18 protein-coding genes are annotated in these 20,563 nt (G+C 44.7%); all 18 read right to left on the reverse strand.

The features are described 5' to 3' along the window. Positions 1-79: 79 nt before the first annotated feature. A complete protein-coding gene (locus DH10bf12_RS17405; RefSeq protein ID WP_471736474.1) occupies positions 80-1,477 on the reverse strand; it encodes a S41 family peptidase in 1,398 nt (465 codons plus the stop codon). A gap of 24 nt (positions 1,478-1,501) precedes the next feature. Beyond that, complete coding sequence (locus DH10bf12_RS17410) at positions 1,502-2,047, reverse strand: TlpA family protein disulfide reductase (RefSeq protein WP_471736475.1); 546 nt, start codon at positions 2,045-2,047, stop codon at positions 1,502-1,504. 96 nt (positions 2,048-2,143) lie between these two features. Further along, complete coding sequence (locus DH10bf12_RS17415; RefSeq protein ID WP_471736476.1) at positions 2,144-3,586, reverse strand: murein hydrolase activator EnvC family protein; 1,443 nt, start codon at positions 3,584-3,586, stop codon at positions 2,144-2,146. Positions 3,587-3,637: 51 nt separating this feature from the next. Further along, positions 3,638-4,522, reverse strand: a complete 885-nt coding sequence (gene ftsX, locus DH10bf12_RS17420) for a permease-like cell division protein FtsX (protein ID WP_471736477.1) — start codon at positions 4,520-4,522, stop codon at positions 3,638-3,640. Beyond that, positions 4,512-5,198: a cell division ATP-binding protein FtsE gene (gene ftsE / locus DH10bf12_RS17425; RefSeq protein ID WP_471736478.1), complete on the reverse strand. Its 687-nt coding sequence runs from the start codon at positions 5,196-5,198 to the stop codon at positions 4,512-4,514. The genes ftsX and ftsE overlap by 11 nt, the downstream gene beginning before the upstream one ends. A 251-nt stretch (positions 5,199-5,449) precedes the next feature. Further along, the gene (cccB, locus tag DH10bf12_RS17430; protein WP_471736479.1) at positions 5,450-5,770 is read right to left on the reverse strand and encodes a cytochrome c551; all 321 of its coding nucleotides are present in this window, start codon (positions 5,768-5,770) and stop codon (positions 5,450-5,452) included. A 53-nt stretch (positions 5,771-5,823) separates the two neighbouring features. Then, a complete protein-coding gene (locus DH10bf12_RS17435; RefSeq protein ID WP_471736480.1) occupies positions 5,824-6,693 on the reverse strand; it encodes a YitT family protein in 870 nt (289 codons plus the stop codon). 291 nt (positions 6,694-6,984) lie between these two features. Next, positions 6,985-8,089, reverse strand: a protein-coding gene (gene prfB, locus DH10bf12_RS17440) for a peptide chain release factor 2 (RefSeq protein WP_471736481.1) whose coding sequence is annotated in 2 segments (ribosomal slippage) — positions 6,985-8,016 and positions 8,018-8,089 — 1,104 coding nt in all. Because the reading frame shifts where the segments join, the coding sequence is not laid out codon by codon here. Between the two features lie 274 nt (positions 8,090-8,363). Further along, entirely contained in the window at positions 8,364-10,871 is a 2,508-nt protein-coding gene (gene secA / locus DH10bf12_RS17445; protein ID WP_471736482.1) for a preprotein translocase subunit SecA, read from the reverse strand. Positions 10,872-11,147: 276 nt separating this feature from the next. After that, the gene (locus DH10bf12_RS17450; protein WP_471736483.1) at positions 11,148-11,978 is read right to left on the reverse strand and encodes a DUF1028 domain-containing protein; all 831 of its coding nucleotides are present in this window, start codon (positions 11,976-11,978) and stop codon (positions 11,148-11,150) included. A gap of 33 nt (positions 11,979-12,011) precedes the next feature. Next, entirely contained in the window at positions 12,012-12,542 is a 531-nt protein-coding gene (locus DH10bf12_RS17455; protein ID WP_471736484.1) for a chromate transporter, read from the reverse strand. Then, positions 12,539-13,066, reverse strand: coding sequence for a chromate transporter (locus DH10bf12_RS17460; RefSeq protein WP_471738265.1), 528 nt, complete (start codon positions 13,064-13,066; stop codon positions 12,539-12,541). The genes DH10bf12_RS17455 and DH10bf12_RS17460 overlap by 4 nt, the downstream gene beginning before the upstream one ends. Positions 13,067-13,102: 36 nt before the next feature. Next, a complete protein-coding gene (locus tag DH10bf12_RS17465) occupies positions 13,103-14,713 on the reverse strand; it encodes a gamma-glutamyltransferase family protein (protein ID WP_471736485.1) in 1,611 nt (536 codons plus the stop codon). Positions 14,714-15,007: 294 nt separating this feature from the next. Beyond that, positions 15,008-16,042: a YecA family protein gene (locus DH10bf12_RS17470; protein ID WP_471736486.1), complete on the reverse strand. Its 1,035-nt coding sequence runs from the start codon at positions 16,040-16,042 to the stop codon at positions 15,008-15,010. A gap of 187 nt (positions 16,043-16,229) precedes the next feature. Then, complete coding sequence (locus DH10bf12_RS17475) at positions 16,230-16,979, reverse strand: SDR family NAD(P)-dependent oxidoreductase (RefSeq protein ID WP_471736487.1); 750 nt, start codon at positions 16,977-16,979, stop codon at positions 16,230-16,232. 301 nt (positions 16,980-17,280) lie between these two features. Next, on the reverse strand, positions 17,281-17,868 hold the full coding sequence (hpf, locus tag DH10bf12_RS17480) for a ribosome hibernation-promoting factor, HPF/YfiA family (protein ID WP_471736488.1): 588 nt from the start codon (positions 17,866-17,868) through the stop codon (positions 17,281-17,283). 145 nt (positions 17,869-18,013) lie between these two features. Continuing rightward, on the reverse strand, positions 18,014-18,997 hold the full coding sequence (locus DH10bf12_RS17485) for an aldo/keto reductase (protein ID WP_471736489.1): 984 nt from the start codon (positions 18,995-18,997) through the stop codon (positions 18,014-18,016). After that, complete coding sequence (xylB, locus tag DH10bf12_RS17490; RefSeq protein WP_471736490.1) at positions 18,994-20,502, reverse strand: xylulokinase; 1,509 nt, start codon at positions 20,500-20,502, stop codon at positions 18,994-18,996. Before xylB ends, DH10bf12_RS17485 begins: the two co-directional genes overlap by 4 nt. Positions 20,503-20,563: the final 61 nt, after the last annotated feature.

The following is a 20,563-nucleotide window of genomic DNA, read 5'->3' on the forward strand; positions in this document are numbered from 1 at the left end:
TTGTATCAGACCTGAGAGGTTCACAGTATAGGAATTTCGCCCGGTGCACATGTTTATTTATGCGCACCGGGCGGAATTTTTAATGCTTTGCAATAAATTCGATTGCAGACTGCAGCTGATGATCGTGATTTGGATTCTTTTTATAGAGCTCAAGTGTTGATTCCAGCTTTTTTAAAGTCGACGTATTCACTTCGCCTGTTTCTTTCAGACGCGATTTTTTCTGAAAATCACGGATCGCTTTTTCAGTCTGTCCACTGAAGTAGCCATCAGTGCGGTCCATTTCGTAGCCGAGTCCATCGAGCAGTCTTTGAAGTGAAGCGACCCTTTCATCATTCATGCCTTTTTTCAGGACGATGGATGATTGTACCGGGGACAGCTCAAAGATCTCAGGCTGGACAACCTCTAAAGTTGGCTGAATGCCTTTACGATGGATCCAGCGCTTATCCGGTGTGAGCCATTTGGACACAGTCAGCTTCATCTGGCTCCCGTCGCCAAGCTCAAGTGACTGCTGTACGGTTCCTTTACCAAATGTTTTCGTGCCAATCAGCGTATAGCCTTCCACTTCGTACATGGCTGCTGCAAGAATTTCTGAAGCTGAAGCGCTGCCTTCATCAATTAAGACGACTACCGGATACTCCTTTTTACTTTCAGAAGCCGAAGTCAAAGCTTCTCTTTTACCTGAGCGCTCTTCCACATACATAAACGGTTTTTTATTTGTTATAAAATTGCCCAGTACTTCCTCAACACTCGAGAGTAAGCCACCCGGATTTCCTCTTACATCAATAATTAATCCGGACAACTCTTCCTTCTCAAGGTCAGCTAACGCAGCTTTGACATCCTTGCCTGTTCCCTCACCGAACGTTTTAATTTCTATGTACCCGGCCTTTGCCCCTTCGCGTTCATAAAGCTGATGGGATACCGTTTCTACTGGAATATCTTCGCGCACAACGTTAATTGTTAATGACTTTTCAGCTTCGCCTCTTAAAATGCCAAGCTGTACGCGGCTGCCTTTAGGTCCTCTGATTTTAGAAGTCAGATCGTAAATGGTCAGCCCGTCAATTTCTTCATTATCTACTTTTGTTATGACGTCATTCGGCTTTAGTCCAGCCTTTTCAGCCGGTGATCCTTTTAATGGGGCAACAATGATGAAGCTGCCTTCCTGCTGCGTGATTTCAGCACCGATTCCACTAAATGATGAGTCGAGTGAATCATGAAACTGCTTTGAAGCCTGTTCATCCATGTATACGGAATAGGGATCTCCAAGCGCTTCAACCATGCCTTTTAATGCGCCATCAAGCAGTAAATCCTGATCTACCTTTTCCACATAACTTTCCTGAATCATCTGCTGTGCTTTTTCAATTTTTGATTGTTCAACAGAGGCCTCTTCCGGCACTCTTTTAACTATCCACCGGTCCGCACTGTAATAGACACCTGCTCCCAGTACCATACATATCAGGATCATAAGTACTCTTTTCACCTGCTTCCCCCTCTCTGATACACGTTATGAAGCATTTGTTTCACTTAGAAGCCCGTCCAGACTCTTTTCAAGTTGTGCTGCTGTAACAGGGCCAAAAAATGTTTCATAAATTTTGCCGTCAGCAGTGATCATGACAGTAATGGGAATGGTAAATACATTGAATGTTTTCTGCAGACGGCCTTCCTCATCCAGTGCAATAGGAAAAGCAATCTGATGCTTTTTAATAAAATCAGAGACATTCTTTTTGCTGAACTCCTCCTTTGTCAAATTCACACCGATCAGCTTTACATCAGGATGATCAGCAGAGAACTTTTTTAATTCAGGCATTTCTTCAATGCAGGGCGGGCACCAGCTCGTCCAGAAATTCAGTATCAGCGGCTCACCGGCAAAATTATGATTAGAAAGCTCAGTACCGTCTTCTAAAATCACTGTAAACGTCGGTGCATCCCTTAATTCAGTTTTCATAACAGGCTCGCTCGGGGCCGGCTCAACACTAATCAGAAAAAACAATCCCGCACAGCATAAAACAGCAAATGCCCATCCCGCCAACCTTGCTTTCCGGATCGTCATATACTGTCCCTCCTCCTGAGGAAGTATATGACTGAATCAGTGGTTCATGACAGACAAAATAAAAACTCCCAAACCGAAGTTTGGGAGTCTGCTAGATTAGAATGAGATATATTTACGAGGGTTAACAGCATTTGATTTAGATCCGTTCCATGCACCTTCGTGAAGTTCGAAGTGAAGGTGAGATCCGAATGAGAATCCTGTGTTACCCATGCCGCCAATGTATTGTCCTTTTTCAATGTACTGACCATTTGAAACAGCGATGCTGCTAAGGTGAGCATATACAGTTGTGAACGTTTGTCCGTTTACACTGTGAGTCAGGATGACCATGTTACCATAACCACCATTTTCACCGCCTGCTGCTTTGACAACATAACCACTTGCTGCTGCAACAATTGCTGATCCTGTACCATTAGCAACGTCAATTCCATAATGATAACGGGTATTACCATTTAGAATATCCCAGCCGAATTCAGTCGTGATTCTGCCGCTCGCTGGTGTTGTCCATGCACCGGCTGAAACAGGAGCTGAAACCGATGGAGCAGGTGGAGCTGTTGGTTGTGAAGAAGAGTTGCTTGAGCTGCTGGCACTGCTTGAACTACTAGTTTGAGAAGCTGCTGCCTGCTTATCAGCTTCAGCTTGTCTTTCAGCCTCTGCCTGTCTCTCTGCTGCTGCCGCTCTCTCTGCAGCAGCTTGTCTTTCAGCTTCTGCTTGTCTTTCCAGTTCTTTTTGGCGCTCAATTTCTTTTTGACGAGCCAGTTCAGCAAGTCTTTCCTGCTCTGCTACAATTTCATTTTCAATATCTGCTGCAAGGTTTTTAAGTTCACTATCTTCTTCCTGAAGCTTAGACTTTTCGTCCTCAAGTTCAGCCTGTTTTGCTTCAAGGTCCGCCATTAGCGTATCCTTGTCAGCCTTTTGAGAATCAAGGTCTGATTTTAAAGCATCAAGTTCTGATTTTTTAGCTTCAAGCTCTTCAAGCTGCTGCTGTACCTCTGCTTCTTTTTGTTCGAGAGATACTTTATCCTGATGCTGTTCCTCCATAATCTTACGGTCAGCATCTACAAGTGTATTCACTGCTGAGAAACGGTCAATAAAGTCGCCGAAGTTTTCAGCGCCCAGTAAAACGTCAACATAGCTTACTGAACCGCCGGTTAATTGAATTGCACGTGCACGTTCTTCCAGAAGTGCATTACGTTCTTCAATTTTTTTCTTTAATTCTTCAATTTCTCCACGAAGCTTTTCGATTTGAGCATTTGTTTCATCAATTTCAACAGAAACTGCGTTAATTTTATTTGTTGTATCTTCAATCTTACTATCTAATTTCTTAATTTCAGCAGTTACTTTCGCCTGTTCAGCTACAATTTTTTCAATACGGTTGTTTGTTGAACTGATCTCACCGTTGATTTCTTCACGCTGGTTTTCGATTGATGAACGTTCTTCTTTTAAATTATCTAAAGTTTCAGCAGAAGCGGTATTGATTACCGGAAAGCTTCCTGCAATAAGTGCTGCTGCCAATGACAGGCTGACGAATGACTTTTTCACAAAATTGTTCTCCCTTCGAATCTAGCATCTCTTTTTTTATATTTTTCTAATTTATACACGCAGGAACTTTCTGACAGACATAAAGCTTCCCCATACGCCAATTACGACGCCCATCAGTAAGATTAATGCGTTAATCTGGTATATAAACGGTGAAAATTCAAGGATCTGAATAAATGAATTTTCAAGCCGTGGCTCCATATATTCATAGACATTGTAATAAAGAAACGATACAGCTGCAATTGGAAGAATTGAACCGATGATACCTAGCCAGATTCCTTCAAGTATGAATGGTATTCTGACGAACCAGTTAGATGCACCAACCAGCTTCATGATTTCAATTTCTGTCCTTCTTGCAACAATTGTGATCTTAATTGTGTTTGAAATCAGGAACATTGCGGTAAACAGTAAACCGAAGATCAAAACGGCACCGACATTTCTGCTGACTTCAAGAATGCTGAACAGCCGATCGATTTTGCCTTCCCCGAATTCAACAGAGTGTGTATTCTCTAATGTGCCGATCTGGGAAGCGAGACGTTCAGTCTGTCTTGGATCAATGGCTTTTACAATGAATTTATCACGAAGTGGATTATTCTGTTCGAATAACGCCATCTCATCACCGAAGCTGTCAATCAGCCCGGATAGTTCTTCTTCCTTTGTTGAATACTCGATGGATTCAACGCCGGATAATTGTTCTATTTCCTGTTCCAGTGATGCGACCGCCTGCTCGTCTGCTTCAAGCTCGACGTAGACGTTCATTTCAACATCATTTTCTATATCATCAGCGGCTTTATTCATATTCAGCATAAGCGCTGTGAATACGCCGACAAGTAATAGCGTGACAGTCACTGCACTAACGGATGCAAAAGTCATCCACCCGTTTCTTGCAAGACTCTTAAAGCTTTCTCTGAAGTGTCTTGTAATTGTTCTAGCTTTCATAACCGTAGTCCCCCCGCTGTTCGTCACGGACAATCACACCATTTTCAATGGCAATGACCCGGTGGCGGATCGTATTAACGATTTCACGGTTGTGTGTAGCCATAATGATTGTAGTGCCGCGTGAATTAATTTCTTCAAACAAGTTCATAATTTCCCATGACGTTTCCGGATCAAGGTTTCCTGTCGGCTCATCGGCAATCACCACTTTGGGCGAATTAACGATCGAACGTGCGATAGAAACTCGCTGTTGTTCCCCTCCGGAAAGCTCATCGGGCATCATGCGGGCTTTGTGTTTCAATCCTACAAGATCTAACACTTCCATAACTCTCTGTCTGATCACCTTTGGCTGTTCCTCAATAACTTCTAAAGCAAAAGATATATTTTCGTAAACGGTCAGCTTATTCAGGAGTTTAAAATCCTGGAAAACCACTCCGATATTTCTGCGTAAATAGGGCACGCGTTTGCGCTTCAGTTTCGCAATATCGATTCCATTCACCAAAATTGTCCCTTTAGTCGGTTTTTCTTCACGGTACATCATTTTGATAAATGTAGATTTACCAGCTCCACTTGGTCCGACAACATAGACGAACTCCCCGGACTGAATCTTCACATCAAAACCGTTTGCAGCCATGATACCATTCGGGTACTTTTTGTATACTTCATTCATTTGTATCATAAAAATACGCACCTTATCTTTAAATTTCCACGATGACTGATTCTGGTTGACTGGTGTAATTGCCTTCACACACACCTGATATAATAGGAATAAATAGCTAATTATATGTACAGGTCGTTTTTTGGCACAAGAACATTATATCATTCTAGCGAATTTTGTTAACGACAATTATATTACAGTTTCATTTCGTGCATGAAATATAAAAAACATCTTTTACCGGGTTAGTAAAAGATGTTTTGATCGAATATTGTTTATTGCATTTCTGATAGCCATTCTGCTACAATTTCGGCTTCTTCGCCTTCAATTAAACCGCCAGGCATGCTTCCCTGTCCCTGCTGAATCACACTGAGAATTTCATCCTGACTTAGTCTTGAACCCACTTCCTGCAGGTTTGGACCACTCGCTCCTTCAAGATTATCCCCGTGACACCCGGAACAATTACCAATATAAATTTCTTCCGGATCCATCTCACCAGCTGAAGAGCCTGTATCAGTTGCTTCCTCTTCTCCGCCTCCGCATGCTCCAAGCAAAACTGCAGATCCCAGCGCAACACCTAACCACCATTTTTTCATCAACATCCACCTCATCTTTAAAATTATGTCAAATCTTTTCTTAAAATAACAATTTACTCTCTTTTAAATCCTTCACCCAGCACTTCCGATGCATCATTTACAATCACAAAAGCCTTCGGATCGATCTTTTTCACTACATTTTTCAGCTTTGTAAATTCTGTCTGATCAATCACGCACATTAAAATTGGACGCTCACGATCAGTGTATCCGCCATAAGCTGACAGCTTTGTTACACCTCTGTCGACCTCATCAAAAATAGCCTGGCTGATTTCTTCCTGACGATTCGTAATAATATGAACCATCTTCGAACGCTGCCATCCAACCTGCACCAGATCAATCGTTTTACTTGTTACATAAAGCGCGATCAATGCATACAATCCGAGTTCAATACTGAACACTACTGCCGAACTGAGAACGATTAACCCGTCAATGATTGCAATACTTGTACCAAGACCAAGGCCGCTGTATTTATGTATAATCTGTGCAGCCAGATCTGTACCGCCTGTAGATGCTTTACCTCTAAATACAATTCCTAAACCAATTCCAACACCAATTCCACCAAATAATGCGCCAAGAAGAGGATCCTCTGTCCATGGTGCCCAATTCTCCGTTAAAAATACCCATCCCGGCAAAGCCAGTGTTCCAACAAACGATTTTAATCCAAAATTTTTCCCAAGCAGTACCACACCTGCAATAAACAATGGGATATTAAATGCATACTGGACAATTGCAGGACGCCATTCAAACAGTCCATTTAAAATTGTACTGATCCCGCTCGTTCCGCCTGATGCCACCGCATTTGGAAGAAGGAACACATTAAAAGAAATCGCGACAAACAATGCCCCGATGATTACATAAATATAGTCAATTGCACCGTGCCAGCGTTTCGGCTCACTTTGACCACGGCGGTTTTGCTTACCCATTGACAGTCATCCTTTCTCTATTCAAGTCTACACCGCTAGAGAGTATAGCATGTAGCGACATTTCTGTGAATATTGTCATGCTAGAGCGTTAGTGCGGTGAAGGGGTTTAGTTGTCGATGTTTTGGCCGGGGATGCAGCATTCCGGACTGGAGTTGTGGCATTTCCACTCAAAGTTGCAGCGACACGTCCGGTTAGTTGTCACAATGCGCAGCCAAGCTGTCGTCTTCTACCGTTCACATTTTTTATAGCTGCCTATAAAAAATCCGCTGCACTCAGGCAGCGGATCTTTCATTAATTATTAATTTTCGAACGCAGATAAGCGTTAATGAATGGATCTAAATCTCCGTCCATTACACCTTGCACGTTACCTGATTCTGTACTCGTCCGGTGATCTTTTACCATTGAATACGGGTGGAAAACGTATGAGCGGATCTGACTTCCCCAGCCAATTTCCTTCTGCTCACCACGGATATCAGCAAGCTTCTGCTCCTGCTCTTCAATCTTCAGCTGATACAGCTTAGATTTAAGCATTTTCATCGCTGATTCACGGTTTTTAATCTGTGAACGTTCAGACTGACATGATACAACTGAATTTGTTGGAAGGTGGGTAATCCGGACGGCTGAGTCAGTTGTATTAATGTGCTGACCGCCGGCGCCGCTTGCACGGTACGTATCAATTTTCAGGTCTTCAGTTCTGATCTCAATTTCGATCTCATCATTGAATTCAGGCATGATGTCACATGACACGAATGACGTATGACGGCGGCCTGATGAGTCAAATGGTGAAATACGGACAAGGCGGTGAACACCTTTTTCTGCTTTCAGATAGCCATATGCATTGTGACCTTTAAATAGAAGTGTAACGGATTTGATGCCCGCTTCATCTCCTGGCAGATAATCAAGTGTTTCCACTTTATAGCCGCGCTTTTCTCCCCATCGCTGATACATACGGAGCAGCATTGAACCCCAGTCCTGTGATTCGGTACCGCCTGCACCAGGGTGCAGTTCAAGGATGGCACTATTTTTATCGTAAGGTTCACTAAGGAGTAATTGTAGCTCAAACTCATCCAGCGTTTTACGGAAAGTTTCGAGCTCAGCTACCATTTCAGCATGCATATCTTCGTCGGATTCTTCTTTTAAAAGCTCGAGAGTGACCTCAAGATTTTCCTGCGTATCAACCAGGTTTTGATAGCCGTTTACGACATCTTTCAGTGCGTTTTGATCGTTAATGATGCCTTGTGCTTTTTGCTGGTCATCCCAGAAAGTTGGTTCGACCATAAGTTCATCGATTTCAGCGAGTTTTGCCTCTTTGTTTTCTAAGTCAAAGAGACCCCCTGAAGTCAGCCAGTACCTTGGCTGTTTTTTCGAGCTCGTTTCTTACATCTGATAATTCCATTTGAGTTCCACCTTATTTTAAAGTTGTTTTTGCTTTGAAAAACGCTTGTGATTTCCGTGGGGGACTCCGCTTTCCGCAGCCGGGCGGTGAGCCCCCTCCGTGCCATTACGGGGTCTCACCTGTCCCTTTTCCGCTGCAGGAGTCTCCGTCCCCCACTGCAATCACAAGCTAAGTTGTATTTATATACTTTAAAAACATATTTCATGAAAAATAATTTAATATTTTTCTAAACAATCAGCCACATTAACCTGTAGCTAAAAGCGTAAAACTTTTATTAAACCCCGTGACAGTTCTTATATTTCTTACCGCTGCCGCATGGGCATGGGTCGTTGCGGCCGACAGTTGTTTCTTTACGGACCGGCTGGACTTTTTTCTTTGTCTCGCCGTCTGTTTTAGGGTTGACTGCCTGTCCTTTTGCGACTTCTTCACGTTCGATATTGCTGCGGATTTCAGCTTTCATCACATATTTTGTGACTTCTTCATTGACTGACTGCTGCATGGTTTCGAACATCGCGAAGCCTTCGTTCTGGTATTCACGCAGCGGGTCGATCTGACCGTATGCACGCAGGTGGATACCCTGACGCAGCTGGTCCATCGCGTCGATGTGATCGATCCACTTTGTATCAAGTGAGCGGAGAAGAACAACTTTTTCAAATTCACGCATTCTTTCACCAAGCTCAGCTTCACGCTCATCATAACGCTTCGTAACTTCTTCCATAATAATTGATTTCATCTCATCATTGGATTTACCTTCAAGCGTCTCAGCAGTGATCACATTTTCAGGCAGAAGATTAGCGAAGATGAAGTGTTCAAGCCCCTTCAGATCCCACTTACTTGTCTCTTCTACCATCGGTGCATGTGCATCAACTGCATCGTGAACAGTTGTTTCCACCATTTTATCAACAATATGACGAAGGTTTTCTGATTCAAGAACTTCGTCACGGTCTGTATAAATGACTTCACGCTGTTGACGAAGTACATCGTCATACTGTAGAAGCTGCTTACGTGCATCAAAGTTGTTACCTTCAACACGTTTTTGGGCAGATTCAACTGCGCGTGACACCATTTTACTCTGGATTGGCTGTGAATCATCCATTCCGAGGCGCGACATCATATTTTTCATATTGTCTGAACCGAAGCGGCGCATCAGATCATCTTCCATTGAAAGGTAGAACTGAGTCACACCAGGATCACCCTGACGTCCTGCTCGACCACGAAGCTGGTTATCGATACGGCGTGATTCATGGCGTTCAGTACCAATTACAGCAAGTCCGCCAATATCTTTTACGCCATCGCCAAGCTTGATATCTGTACCACGGCCGGCCATGTTTGTCGCGATCGTTACTGCACCGCGTTTACCGGCGTCCGTAATGATCTGTGCCTCACTGCCATGGTTTTTCGCATTCAGTACATTGTGAGGAATCCCTTTTTTCTTCAGTTCACTTGCGATTAGTTCTGACGTTTCAATCGCAACTGTCCCGACAAGCACCGGCTGACCCTTTAAATGACGTTCAGCAATATCCTCGATCGCTGCCATATACTTACCCTTTACAGAAGCATAGATCAGATCGGCTTTATCATCACGCACGATTTCACGGTTTGTTGGAATTACAACAACTCTCATATTATAAATGTTGCGGAATTCCTCTTCCTCTGTTTTCGCTGTACCTGTCATCCCTGACAGCTTTTCATAACGGCGGAAGTAGTTCTGGAAAGTGATCGAAGCCATTGTCATAGATTCATTTTGAATCTCAAGACCTTCTTTCGCTTCAATCGCCTGGTGAAGCCCATCACTATAGCGGCGCCCTTTCATCAGACGGCCTGTAAACTGGTCAACGATAACGACCTTTCCTTCTTCCACAACATAATCAAAGTCACGTTTCATTGAAGCATGTGCTTTTAGTGACTGCGTAATGTGGTGGTTGAGTGTAACGTGTGCATAGTCATACAGATTATCGATGCGGAATGCTTTCTCCGCTTTTGTAATTCCGTCTTCTGTGAGCTGTACACCTTTTGTTTTTTCATCATATGTGTAATCCTCATCAATTCTGAGGTTACGAACAAATGCATTTGTCTGGATATAAAGCTGCGTATTCTTTTGAGCCTGACCCGAGATAATGAGCGGTGTTCTCGCTTCATCAATTAAAATCGAGTCAACTTCATCGATTACAGCAAAGTAAAGCGGTCGCTGAACCTTCTGCTCTTTGTAAAGCACCATGTTATCGCGCAAATAATCAAACCCGAGCTCATTATTCGTGCTGTAAGTGATATCAGCTAAATAAGCTTCGCGCTTTTCATCTTTATCCATACTATTTAAATTCAGTCCAACAGTCAGTCCAAGGAAATTATAAAGCTGCCCCATTTCTTCAGCATCACGGCTGGCAAGGTATTCATTGACTGTGACAACGTGCACACCTTTCCCTGTGATCGCATTAAGATAAACAGGCATTGTAGACGTCAGCGTTTTACCTTCACCGGTTTTCATTTCTGCAATGTTACCTTCGTGAAGTGCTGCTGCACCCATCATCTGAACGCGGTACGGATCCAGCCCAAGCACGCGTTTTGCACCTTCTTTTACAACAGCAAATGCTTCTGGCATTAAATCATCAAGCGATTCTCCCTGCTGAAAACGCTGCTTGAATTCATCAGTCTTTGCACGCAGCTGCTCATCAGAAAGCTGTTCAATGCTGCCGGCTGTTGCAATCACTTTGTCAGCAGTTTTATCAAAACGTTTCACATCACGCTTATTACCATCAAAAATTTTATTCAAGATTCCAGACATGTTAACGCTCCTTTATATAACGGGCGGAAAAACCGTCCTTGCTATTCACATCACAAACAGAGAATATACCCCTGCTGCGTTGACTTTAAACCTACGTATATACCTAATTATCTTATCACTTACAGGGGGGATATACAAGAAATGGAGGGATGGGTTTTGGCGAGTGTGGGAATGTAGAAGCGGGTCTGTCCCGGGTCTACATTCTCGATAAGGTAGACCCGGGACAGACCCGCTTCTACCCCCGCACTCAAAACAAAAACCGGGCCATAGCCCGGTTTACGTTCGCTCCATATATTCAACGACTTCCATATCCACATAGCCTTCTGCCTGCTGACGCATTTCGAAGTTTTCAGTGTGAAGGTAGTGATGCAGTGCTTTATGAATAGACATACCTTCTTTTAAATAACCGTGTCGGACAAGCTGAAGTTCAAGTTTCTTTTCAACTTCGCCTTCGATTTCCACGATGTACTCTTTTTTAGAAGCAGCAAAATAAAGCTGGTGGAGCCTGTAAATACGGATCAGTTCATCGACTGGCGTTGTGTGATCATCGACGCGCAGGTCAATGTAACGGTCGTTAAATCCGCCGTAGCCACCCTTTTCTTTTACAACCACAAGTGCAGATGATTGCTGTCCGCGGGAGTCTCCTCCGGCAGCCTGACCAGCTGCGAGTGCAGCAAGCAGCCTTTCTGCGAGCGGCTGACCTTCTGCGTTTTCATAAGCGCGTGCCATAGATTCCACCGTGCCTTCTACCAGCACATTGCCCTGAACAGCGAAGTGCTTGCCAGTCATACCGCCTGCCCAGTCATAGCACTGCTCTCCTGTATATGTAGCTGCATTCCCCTGATTATCAATGATGCCAACCTGTCTGAATGCGCGATCTTCATCATCTTTTGTTAAAAGCTCAAGTGTTTCTTCCGCCGTTTTACCAGCCATTATAAACGTCATTGCTTCAGGTCCATAAGCTGTGTTTGCATAAGACTGCGTCGCCACTGCACCTACGCCTGCAACAGCATGCGGTACTACAGCTCCGACTGCAAGAAATTTTGATTGCGTCGCAACGCCCCACTCTTTTTCTACCGGATCATAACCCACAATTGAATACGTCATTTCAAGCACTCCCTCATATCAAGTTGCTTATATTTACCCTAAGAAAACCGCTCCGTAAACCAGTGCGCCTGCAATGACAAATGCAGGGTGTACCTTAAAGCGCTCAAGCAGCACAAAGCTGATCACTGCAAGTACGATCGTTTGAATGGTCCCTGTAGCTTCAATTGCATCCGCAAAAAACCCCCATGTCATCACACCTAACAGGACAGCGATTGTCGGTCGAACGAGCGTAGACATTTTTTTCACGCGGGGTGAATCCTTGTATTTCATGATCAGACCAAGCAGGACAATCATCAGGATTAGCGAAGGGGCAATCGTTGCGAAAAGTGCAACGCCGGCTCCTAAAATCCCGCCTTCCGCATAGCCGATATAACCTGCCATTTTCGTTGCGATCGGACCAGGCAGTGAGTTTCCAAGCGCAAGCACCTCTGAAAATTCCTGTGTCGTCATCCAGCCGAAGCGGTCAACGACTTCATTTTCAACAAGCGGTATAGATGCCGGACCGCCGCCATAACCCAGGATTCCGGGTATAAAAAACGCTAAAAAGATTTCCCAGTAAATCATGCTTTAGCACCCCGCTTCCCGCCGAAGATCAGCGCATACAGCAGGATTCCCAAAATGAGAATCGCCGGATGCAGACCTGCGATTTCAAGCAGCACAAAGCTTCCGATAATCAAAGCGATCGCAATACCCCAGCCAAATGCATTTTTAGATTTCTTGACAAAATCCCATGTTAAGACCGCGAGCAGTACGCCAACTACCGGCACAACCGCCTGTGACATGCCATTTACCCAGGCAACATCACGGTATGCGTTGAGCGCCATCAGCATCACAATCATCGCAACGACAGAGGGGAAAGTTGTTGCAAATACTGCGTTAATCATGCCGAGTATGCCGCCGACACGGTAGCCGATATAGCCTGCCATTTTTGTTGCAATCGGCCCCGGCATCGCATTGCCGAGCGCCAGTACATCTGAAAATTCTTCATCACTCATCCATTTATAATGCTCCACTACTTCTTTATGAACGAGTGGAATCGATGACGGTCCGCCCCCAAAGCCGAAGATGCCGACTCTGAAAAAACCCATGAACAGACCGCCCTGTTTATTATTAGCCAATCTTCATCACCACGCTGCAATTTGTCCGTCTGTACGGGATTCTGTCCCGCCTTTTAACACGCCAGTCTCCGGGTCACGCCAGATAATCTGTCCGCGCCCGAAAGATCCGCCGTCTGTTGTTACCTGAATCGTATGTCCTTTTCGTACAAGCGCCTGAGCTAAATGGTTCGGGAAGTGCGGCTCCACATGAACCGTCTTTCCATTCATCCACTGCCATCTCGGCGCATCAAGTGCTGCCTGCGGATTCAAATGGAAATCAATCGTATTCACTGCCACCTGGAAATGACCCTGCGGCTGCATATAACCACCCATCACGCCAAACGGACCAACTGCTTCTCCGTCTTTCGTAAGGAATCCAGGAATAATCGTATGATACGTCCGTTTACCAGGCTTCAATGCATTCGGGTGTTCAGCATCAAGGCTGAAATCATGCCCTCTGTTCTGCAGACCAATACCGGTACCAGGCACGACAACCCCTGAACCGAATCCCATATAGTTACTCTGAATATATGAAATCATATTGCCTTCATCATCAGCAGCCGCCAGATAAACCGTGCCACCCTTAGGAAGCTCCATCGGCTCCGGATCCATCGCTTTTTCACCAATGACTCCGCGGCGCTTATCCGCATACTCTTTTGATAAAAGCTCCTCAGTCGAGATCGGCATATCTGCAGGCTCTGTAATGAATGCTTTTCCATCTGTAAACGCAAGCTTCATCGCTTCAATCTGTTTGTGATATGTATCTGCACTCTGGAATTCATCAAACTCAAAGCCCTGCGCAATATTCAATGCCATTAGTGCAATCATCCCCTGGCCGTTTGGCGGGATTTCCCACACATCATAGCCGCGGTAATTCACTGACACCGGCTCCACCCATTCAGGCTTGAATGCTGCAAGATCTTCTTTTGATAAATAACCGCCATGCTCCTTCATATAAGCATCAATTTTATCAGCTAACTGTCCACTGTAAAAGCTTTCTGACTTTGTTTCAGCAATATCTTTTAGCGTCTCAGCATGTCCTTTTGACGACCACATCTCACCAATCTCAGGTGCACGGCCATCAGGTGTGAACGTATCGAACCATGATTTATAAACGTCATCTTTGAAAATTTCCTTGAATTTCTCAGCAGCAGACTTCCAGTACTTCCCGAGAATTGGGGATACCGGGTAGCCCTCTTCAGCTAAACGGATCGCAGGTGCCATCAGCTTTTCAAAAGGAAGTTTTCCATGCTTTTCAGATAGCTCTGCCCATGCAGCAGGCACACCCGGCACAGTCACCGGCTCTACGCCAAATACAGGCATCTTTTCATAGTCGCGTTTCTTCATTTCTTCTATTGAAATAGACTGTGGTGCAGGACCGCTTGCATTCAGTCCATGCAATTTTCCTTTCGTCCACACAAGTGCGAACGCATCGCCGCCGATCCCGTTTGAAGTCGGCTCTACGACAGTGAGTGCCGCAGCTGTTGCAATCGCAGCATCAATGGCGTTGCCACCCTCCTGTAAAATCTCAAGTCCTGCCTGTGCAGCAAGCGGCTGACTCGTCGCCACCATCCCGCGCTTTGCGAATACGGTGTTACGCTGTGATGCAAATGGATGGTATAAGTAATCTGTTGTCATCTATGTATGCTCCTTTTATTTCGAAATACGAACCAATGCGTTTTATTATAGTCTAAATTGAGGGAAAATTCTAGTTTTGTTGAGAAAAAGGTAGGATCATAACTTTTCATGTAGTTCAGAACGTTGACGGTCGTATTGTGGCTTGCGACGGTAGGATACACCCGGGTTGATGGTAGTGACAGCCGATCCGATGGTCGTAACAGTAAAGTCGACGGTAGTGGCGCCGTCATCTGCCACACTACACCACAACAAAAAAACGCCGGCTGCTCAAAGCTAAGCATCCGGCGTCTCATATTAAGATTCCTTCTTCAATTCCTCAAGCTCTCCAACAAACCACTCTTCAACCTTACGCGCTGCTGAAGACACACTTGAAGCCGTTACGTCAAACGCTTCTCCTGCTTCTTTCTGCGTCATTGGCGTTTCTGTCGCGTGCTGCGCCATCAGATACGTGAAAGTGGCAAGGTATGTTGCAGGCTTTCTCACTTTTGCTCCGTGCTCTGCAAAATAAGCAGATGCGATATGGCAGGCAAATAGTGACAGGTCTTCATCACGCTGATCCCAGAAAGCTTTCAGCTCGTGGATGGCTTCTTTTTGCTGATCCGATGAAAGGGGTTCAGTCATCTGTTCAATCCACTCACCATTTTCAGCTGCCTGCTCGCGGCCGACTAGTGCACGGATGACTTCCACGACACCTTCAGTTGAAACCCATTCACTGCGGTCTTCAGTCAGCTTCTCAACGCGTGATTTAAGCGCTGCTGCCTCACTTTTCGTGTAAACGGAAGGGAACATAAATCCGTATGGTACCCACTTATCTTCAAATGGAAGAAGCAGTGTAAATAGGTAATCAATCGGTGCCCATGAATGAAAGTCCGGAATGGTTACTTCATATGTTTCACCAGATACTAGATCTTTCATGCTCACTTTACGCGTCATCTCTTCCATTTCAGTTACTTCAGCTACAACAGGCTTTGGCTGCTGCCAGTTTTCAAGCAATTCCTTCAGGCGCGGACGTTCAACTGAAGGCGTGCGCTCATCCAGGAACTGCTCCCAGCTTGACGGCTGCCCGTGCAGTCCGAAAATATATGTCAGAAATACAGTCAGGAATTGAGGTTCATTGAAGACTTCCTGTACGTCCTGAAGCACATATTCATAATCCTTTTTAAATGAAGACTGCTTAGGCGCCATCGCTTCATTTAAAAAGCCAAGCTGAATATCCATCTGCTCTTTCACTAATAACGTTTCAATATTTACTACTTTATTTTCACAGCATTTTTTATATTTCTTACCACTGCCACATGGGCATGGTTCATTACGTCCAATTTCCTGCATTTCGGCACTTCCTTTTTAAAATAATCACCCATTATTGTAACATGGGGGCGGCAGAACGCAAAAAGGAGGTGATTTTGTGCAGGAAAGCGGCAGTGAATTTCAGCTGGATTGCTAATATTTTTGCTAAAGTTGTCGTGGTGCACGCGGGAAGTTGTCGGTGTTCCCACCCAGGGTGTTGCATTCAACCCTAAACCCCGAACGTCCTTCCGCCATTCACATTCATATTCTGCCCTGTTATAAAGCTCGCTTCCTCACTCGCTAAAAAGCGGACCATATTTGCAATCTCATCAGGCTTCCCCAGCCTGTTCAATGGAACGTCCCGGAGGTAGCCGCTCGCACTTTCCTCTGTGACTTCACCGTGACGCTCAACTGGTATAAAACCGGGATGAACGGCATTGACAGTGATATTGTATTTGCCTAATTCATTAGCCCATGAGCGTGTCATTCCGATCACTGCCGATTTCGCTGTGACGTAGTTTGAGAATTCAGGATTACCGATTTCCACTACCTCACTGCCAATATTAATCACCCGTCCCCACTGATTTTTCTTCATGCCAGGCATCACTTCTTTTAAAAGAAGTAACGGTGCTTTTGCGGTAAAGTGAAGCTGGTCAAGGTAATCTTCCCACGTGACTTCTTCAAGTGACAGTTCAGGCTGTGGACCGGTTGCGTTATTGACTAGAATCTCAACCGGCTGTCCGAAAGCCTCAACCGAATCAGCGATCAGCTTTTTAACTGCACCTTCATTTGTCACATCCGCTGAAATCGCGACCGCCTCCCCGCCGGCATTCTTGATACGCTGAACAATCGATTCAGCTTTTTCATGATTACTGTTGTAATTAATAACAACCTTAAAACCGGCCTCAGCAAGCTTTACCGCCATACTTTCCCCAAGGCCTCTTGAAGCGCCGGTTACGAGTGCTACTTTGTTTGTCATGTAAATCCTCCTATAAAATTTATGTAAATACATTTGAACTTTCACTACAACTTCTTCATGCCTTTAAGAAACTGAAAGACTATTACCGAAGTGCATGAAGAGGAAAATGCTACATTTGTCTGTGTTTTCGTTCAGGATGTAGCAGTTGCTGCCGGAGTTGTAGCGATACACCCGGTTCCTTGTCGCTTTCCACGCTAGAGTTGCCTCATTTTCTGCCAAAGTTGCACAGATCCGTTGTACGCCACGTCCTGCGTTACACCCTAAACCAAAAAAGACGCCCCGAAGGACGCCTCTTTATTAATCAAGCTTCAGTTTCAATCAAACCGTACTTCCCGTCTTTACGCTTGTAGACGATATGTGTACCGTTAGAATCAGCGTCAGTGAAGACGTAGAAGTTATGGCCGAGCATATTCATCTGAAGAACAGCTTCTTCGCTGTCCATTGGTTTCAGGTTAAATGTTTTTGTACGCACGATGTCGAATTCGCTTTCGTCGCCGTCGTCAGGAACCTTTACCGGCTCAAGTTCTTCAATACCATTTTCCGCGTCAACCGTTGTAGCGAAAAATTCCGGCTCATTTGTTTTTTCACGGAATTTACGATTTACTTTTGTTTTGTGCTTACGAATCTGACGCTCAAGCTTGTCTAGGATCAAGTCAACAGCAGCGTACAGATCTTCATGACGCTCTTCTGCACGAAGAGTCAGTCTTGGCATCGGGATTGTAACCTCTGCCTTTGTCTGCTTATCGTTATACACCTTTAGATTAACATGCACGTTCGCATCAGGTGTATCGTTGAAATAGCGCTCTAGCTTATCGATTTTTTTCTCCACATATTCGCGGATTGCTGGAGTTACCTCAATATTCTCGCCTCTGATATTATAATTCAACATGTGAACTCCTCCTTTGAATCTTAAAAGCTATACTACCTATTTCTTCTCTACCCTTGCTTTCTCCTTCTTAATCGTAAAAGATTTTTTAATTTTTTGTCGAAAATGTTGCGGTAAAAACTGGATTGTGCCACAATCGGATGCTTCCTTAATATGCACCGCGGATGTGCGGATGAACCTCTTTTACGTAAAAATCATGAAGCACATTTAATTCATGTTTTGTAAACGAAGGGGTATTGAGCGACTGAAGGTTTTCCTGAATCTGAGACTGGTTTTTAAAGCCAGGAATCGCACACGTCACTTCATCCTGATCTAAAATAAACCGTAGTGCTGCACGTGCCATATTTTCTCTTCCTTCAATGATCCATTCAAGCTCTTTCGTCAGTTCAACACCCTTTTTAAAACCAAGTCCTGCAAAGGTTTCTCCAACATTAAACTGTTCACCGTTTTCATTGAATCTGCGGTGATCATCCTCTTCGAATTCATGATCCAGACTGAATTTATTCGTCAGCAGTCCACTTGCAAGCGGAAGGCGTGTAATAATGCCGATCCCTTTTTTCTTCGCTTCAATAAACAGCTCTTCTAAAGGCTTCTGACGGAAAATGTTAAAAATCACCTGAAGACTTTTGACGTTCGGATTCTGCAGACAGATCAGCCCTTCTTCAACTGTTTCAACACTGACACCGTAATGACGGATTTTCCCCTTTTCCTGAAGCTGATCAAGCACGCCAAACACGCTGCCATCCTCTAAAATTTCCTTTGGCGGACAGTGAATCTGATACAAATCAACCCGCTCCCGCTCAAGACGCTTCAGACTGCCATCCAGATAAGCTTCAACCTGTGGCATTTCATATGTTTTTGGATGATGAATATCACCTGCACGGCAAAATTTTGTAGCGATATGAATACTCGACTCCTGACCCTTCGTCGCCTTGGCTAAAAGCTCTTCACTATGGCCATCACCATACACATCTGCCGTATCAAAGAAATTCACTCCCCGGTCAATTGCATAATGCAGCGAACGCAGCGCTTCCTGATCATCTGACTTACCCCATGCACCACCGATTGCCCACGTTCCGAAGCTGAGTTCACTTACACTGAGTTCTGTATTGCCTAACTGACGGTATTTCATCTCACAACACGCTCCTTAACATCATTCAGCATTCGACTTAATTCTTTAGTTTGATTGTACACCTGTTGATAGATAGAAAACAAACTTTTGTAAAATTCTTTATTTTCCACATTTGGTTCCACAACTGTCCCTGCAGCCAGAAAACGGTTTGCACACTCACTGAAATCAGTGAACCAGTCTGACCCTACTGCAGCAATCATTGCAGCACCCATTCCCGGTCCCTGCTCGGAATTCAGTTTCACAATTTCTGCATCAAAGATATCTGCCTGAAGCTGAAGCCAGAAATTACTTTTCGCTCCTCCTCCAATCGAAACGATCTGATCAATGACTTTACCTCCATCTCTGAAAATACTAAGTGATTCATTCAACGAAAACGTAATGCCTTCTAGGACTGCACGTGTAAAGTGACCTCGCGTATGACGTCTATCCATACCGATAAAACTGCCCCGTACAGCAGCATCTGCATGTGGCGTACGTTCTCCTGAAATATAAGGAGTGAACAGCAGCCCTTCAGCTCCTGGTGGTGTCAGTGAGGCTTCCTGCACCAGCTCGTCAAACGACAGATCTGGCGCAAAGTTTTTTCTGTACCATGAAAGACTGTCTCCCGCAGCAAGCGTCACACCCATTGTATAATAAGCACCAGGCACACCATGGTTGAAGTAATGGACTTTCCCGTCAAAATCCAGGTCTCCTCTTTTCTCAAATGACAGGACAACACCTGACGTGCCAATGCTGCACATGCTGAGACCTTCTTTTAAAACGCCTGCTCCAATCGCACCGCACGCATTATCAGCTCCGCCTGCAAATACTTTTACAGAAGCGTCCAGTCCTGTTTCAGTTATCACCTCAGGCAGCAGTTCACCTGCCTGATCAGTTGAAAACAGCAGTTTCGGACACCGCCTTTCTTCTATATGAAATGCCTCAAGCACTTCATTACTCCATTCACCTTTTTCCACATTTAATAAAAGCGTACCGGCAGCATCTGACAGGTCCATTGCCATTTCACCGGTCATACGGTACCTGACGTAATCTTTTGGCAGCATAAACTGATGAAGTCTTTGCCAGTTTTCAGGCTCATGCTTTTTCACCCATAGCATTTTGGGCAAGGTAAAGCCCTCAAGTGCAGGGTTTTTAGTCAGTTCAAACAGTCTTTTCTCCCCAAGCGTATCCACGATTTCCTGACACTCTGTCGTTGTGCGTGTATCATTCCATAAAATTGCCGGACGGATCACTTGACCCTGCACATCCACCATCACTAACCCGTGCATCTGCCCTGCAAAGCTGATCCCATCAATCTGCTCTCCTGCCTCAAGTGATGAAGTGATTTCCCTTAAAGCCTGAAAAGTTCCACTCACCCAGTCTTCCGGATGCTGCTCACTATAGCCTGATTGCGTGTTGATCACAGGGTATTCTCTTGAAGCTTCCTTTAAAACGCTTCCTTGACGGTTTACCAACAGTACTTTCACTGCACTTGTACCCAAGTCCACTCCAACAACATAGCTCATTCTGTTTCCTCCTCTGAATGTGGTTAATATGTAAATCCCCCGGACCAATCTGCCCGGGGGA

The organism is Jeotgalibacillus sp. 10bf12, assembly GCF_055597105.1.

Bases quoted from the DNA above. Each gene is read 5' to 3' on its own strand.
- DH10bf12_RS17410 (WP_471736475.1), bottom strand. From the start codon at position 2,047: ATGACGATCCGGAAAGCAAGGTTGGCGGGATGGGCATTTGCTGTTTTA.
- ftsX (WP_471736477.1), bottom strand. From the start codon at position 4,522: ATGAAAGCTAGAACAATTACAAGACACTTCAGAGAAAGCTTTAAGAGT.
- ftsE (WP_471736478.1), bottom strand. From the start codon at position 5,198: ATGATACAAATGAATGAAGTATACAAAAAGTACCCGAATGGTATCATG.
- cccB (WP_471736479.1), bottom strand. From the start codon at position 5,770: ATGAAAAAATGGTGGTTAGGTGTTGCGCTGGGATCTGCAGTTTTGCTT.
- DH10bf12_RS17435 (WP_471736480.1), bottom strand. From the start codon at position 6,693: ATGGGTAAGCAAAACCGCCGTGGTCAAAGTGAGCCGAAACGCTGGCAC.
- secA (WP_471736482.1), bottom strand. From the start codon at position 10,871: ATGTCTGGAATCTTGAATAAAATTTTTGATGGTAATAAGCGTGATGTG.
- DH10bf12_RS17450 (WP_471736483.1), bottom strand. From the start codon at position 11,978: ATGACGTATTCAATTGTGGGTTATGATCCGGTAGAAAAAGAGTGGGGC.
- DH10bf12_RS17455 (WP_471736484.1), bottom strand. From the start codon at position 12,542: ATGATTTACTGGGAAATCTTTTTAGCGTTTTTTATACCCGGAATCCTG.
- DH10bf12_RS17460 (WP_471738265.1), bottom strand. From the start codon at position 13,066: ATGGGTTTTTTCAGAGTCGGCATCTTCGGCTTTGGGGGCGGACCGTCA.
- DH10bf12_RS17465 (WP_471736485.1), bottom strand. From the start codon at position 14,713: ATGACAACAGATTACTTATACCATCCATTTGCATCACAGCGTAACACC.
- DH10bf12_RS17470 (WP_471736486.1), bottom strand. From the start codon at position 16,042: ATGCAGGAAATTGGACGTAATGAACCATGCCCATGTGGCAGTGGTAAG.
- DH10bf12_RS17475 (WP_471736487.1), bottom strand. From the start codon at position 16,979: ATGACAAACAAAGTAGCACTCGTAACCGGCGCTTCAAGAGGCCTTGGG.
- hpf (WP_471736488.1), bottom strand. From the start codon at position 17,868: ATGTTGAATTATAATATCAGAGGCGAGAATATTGAGGTAACTCCAGCA.
- DH10bf12_RS17485 (WP_471736489.1), bottom strand. From the start codon at position 18,997: ATGAAATACCGTCAGTTAGGCAATACAGAACTCAGTGTAAGTGAACTC.
- xylB (WP_471736490.1), bottom strand. From the start codon at position 20,502: ATGAGCTATGTTGTTGGAGTGGACTTGGGTACAAGTGCAGTGAAAGTA.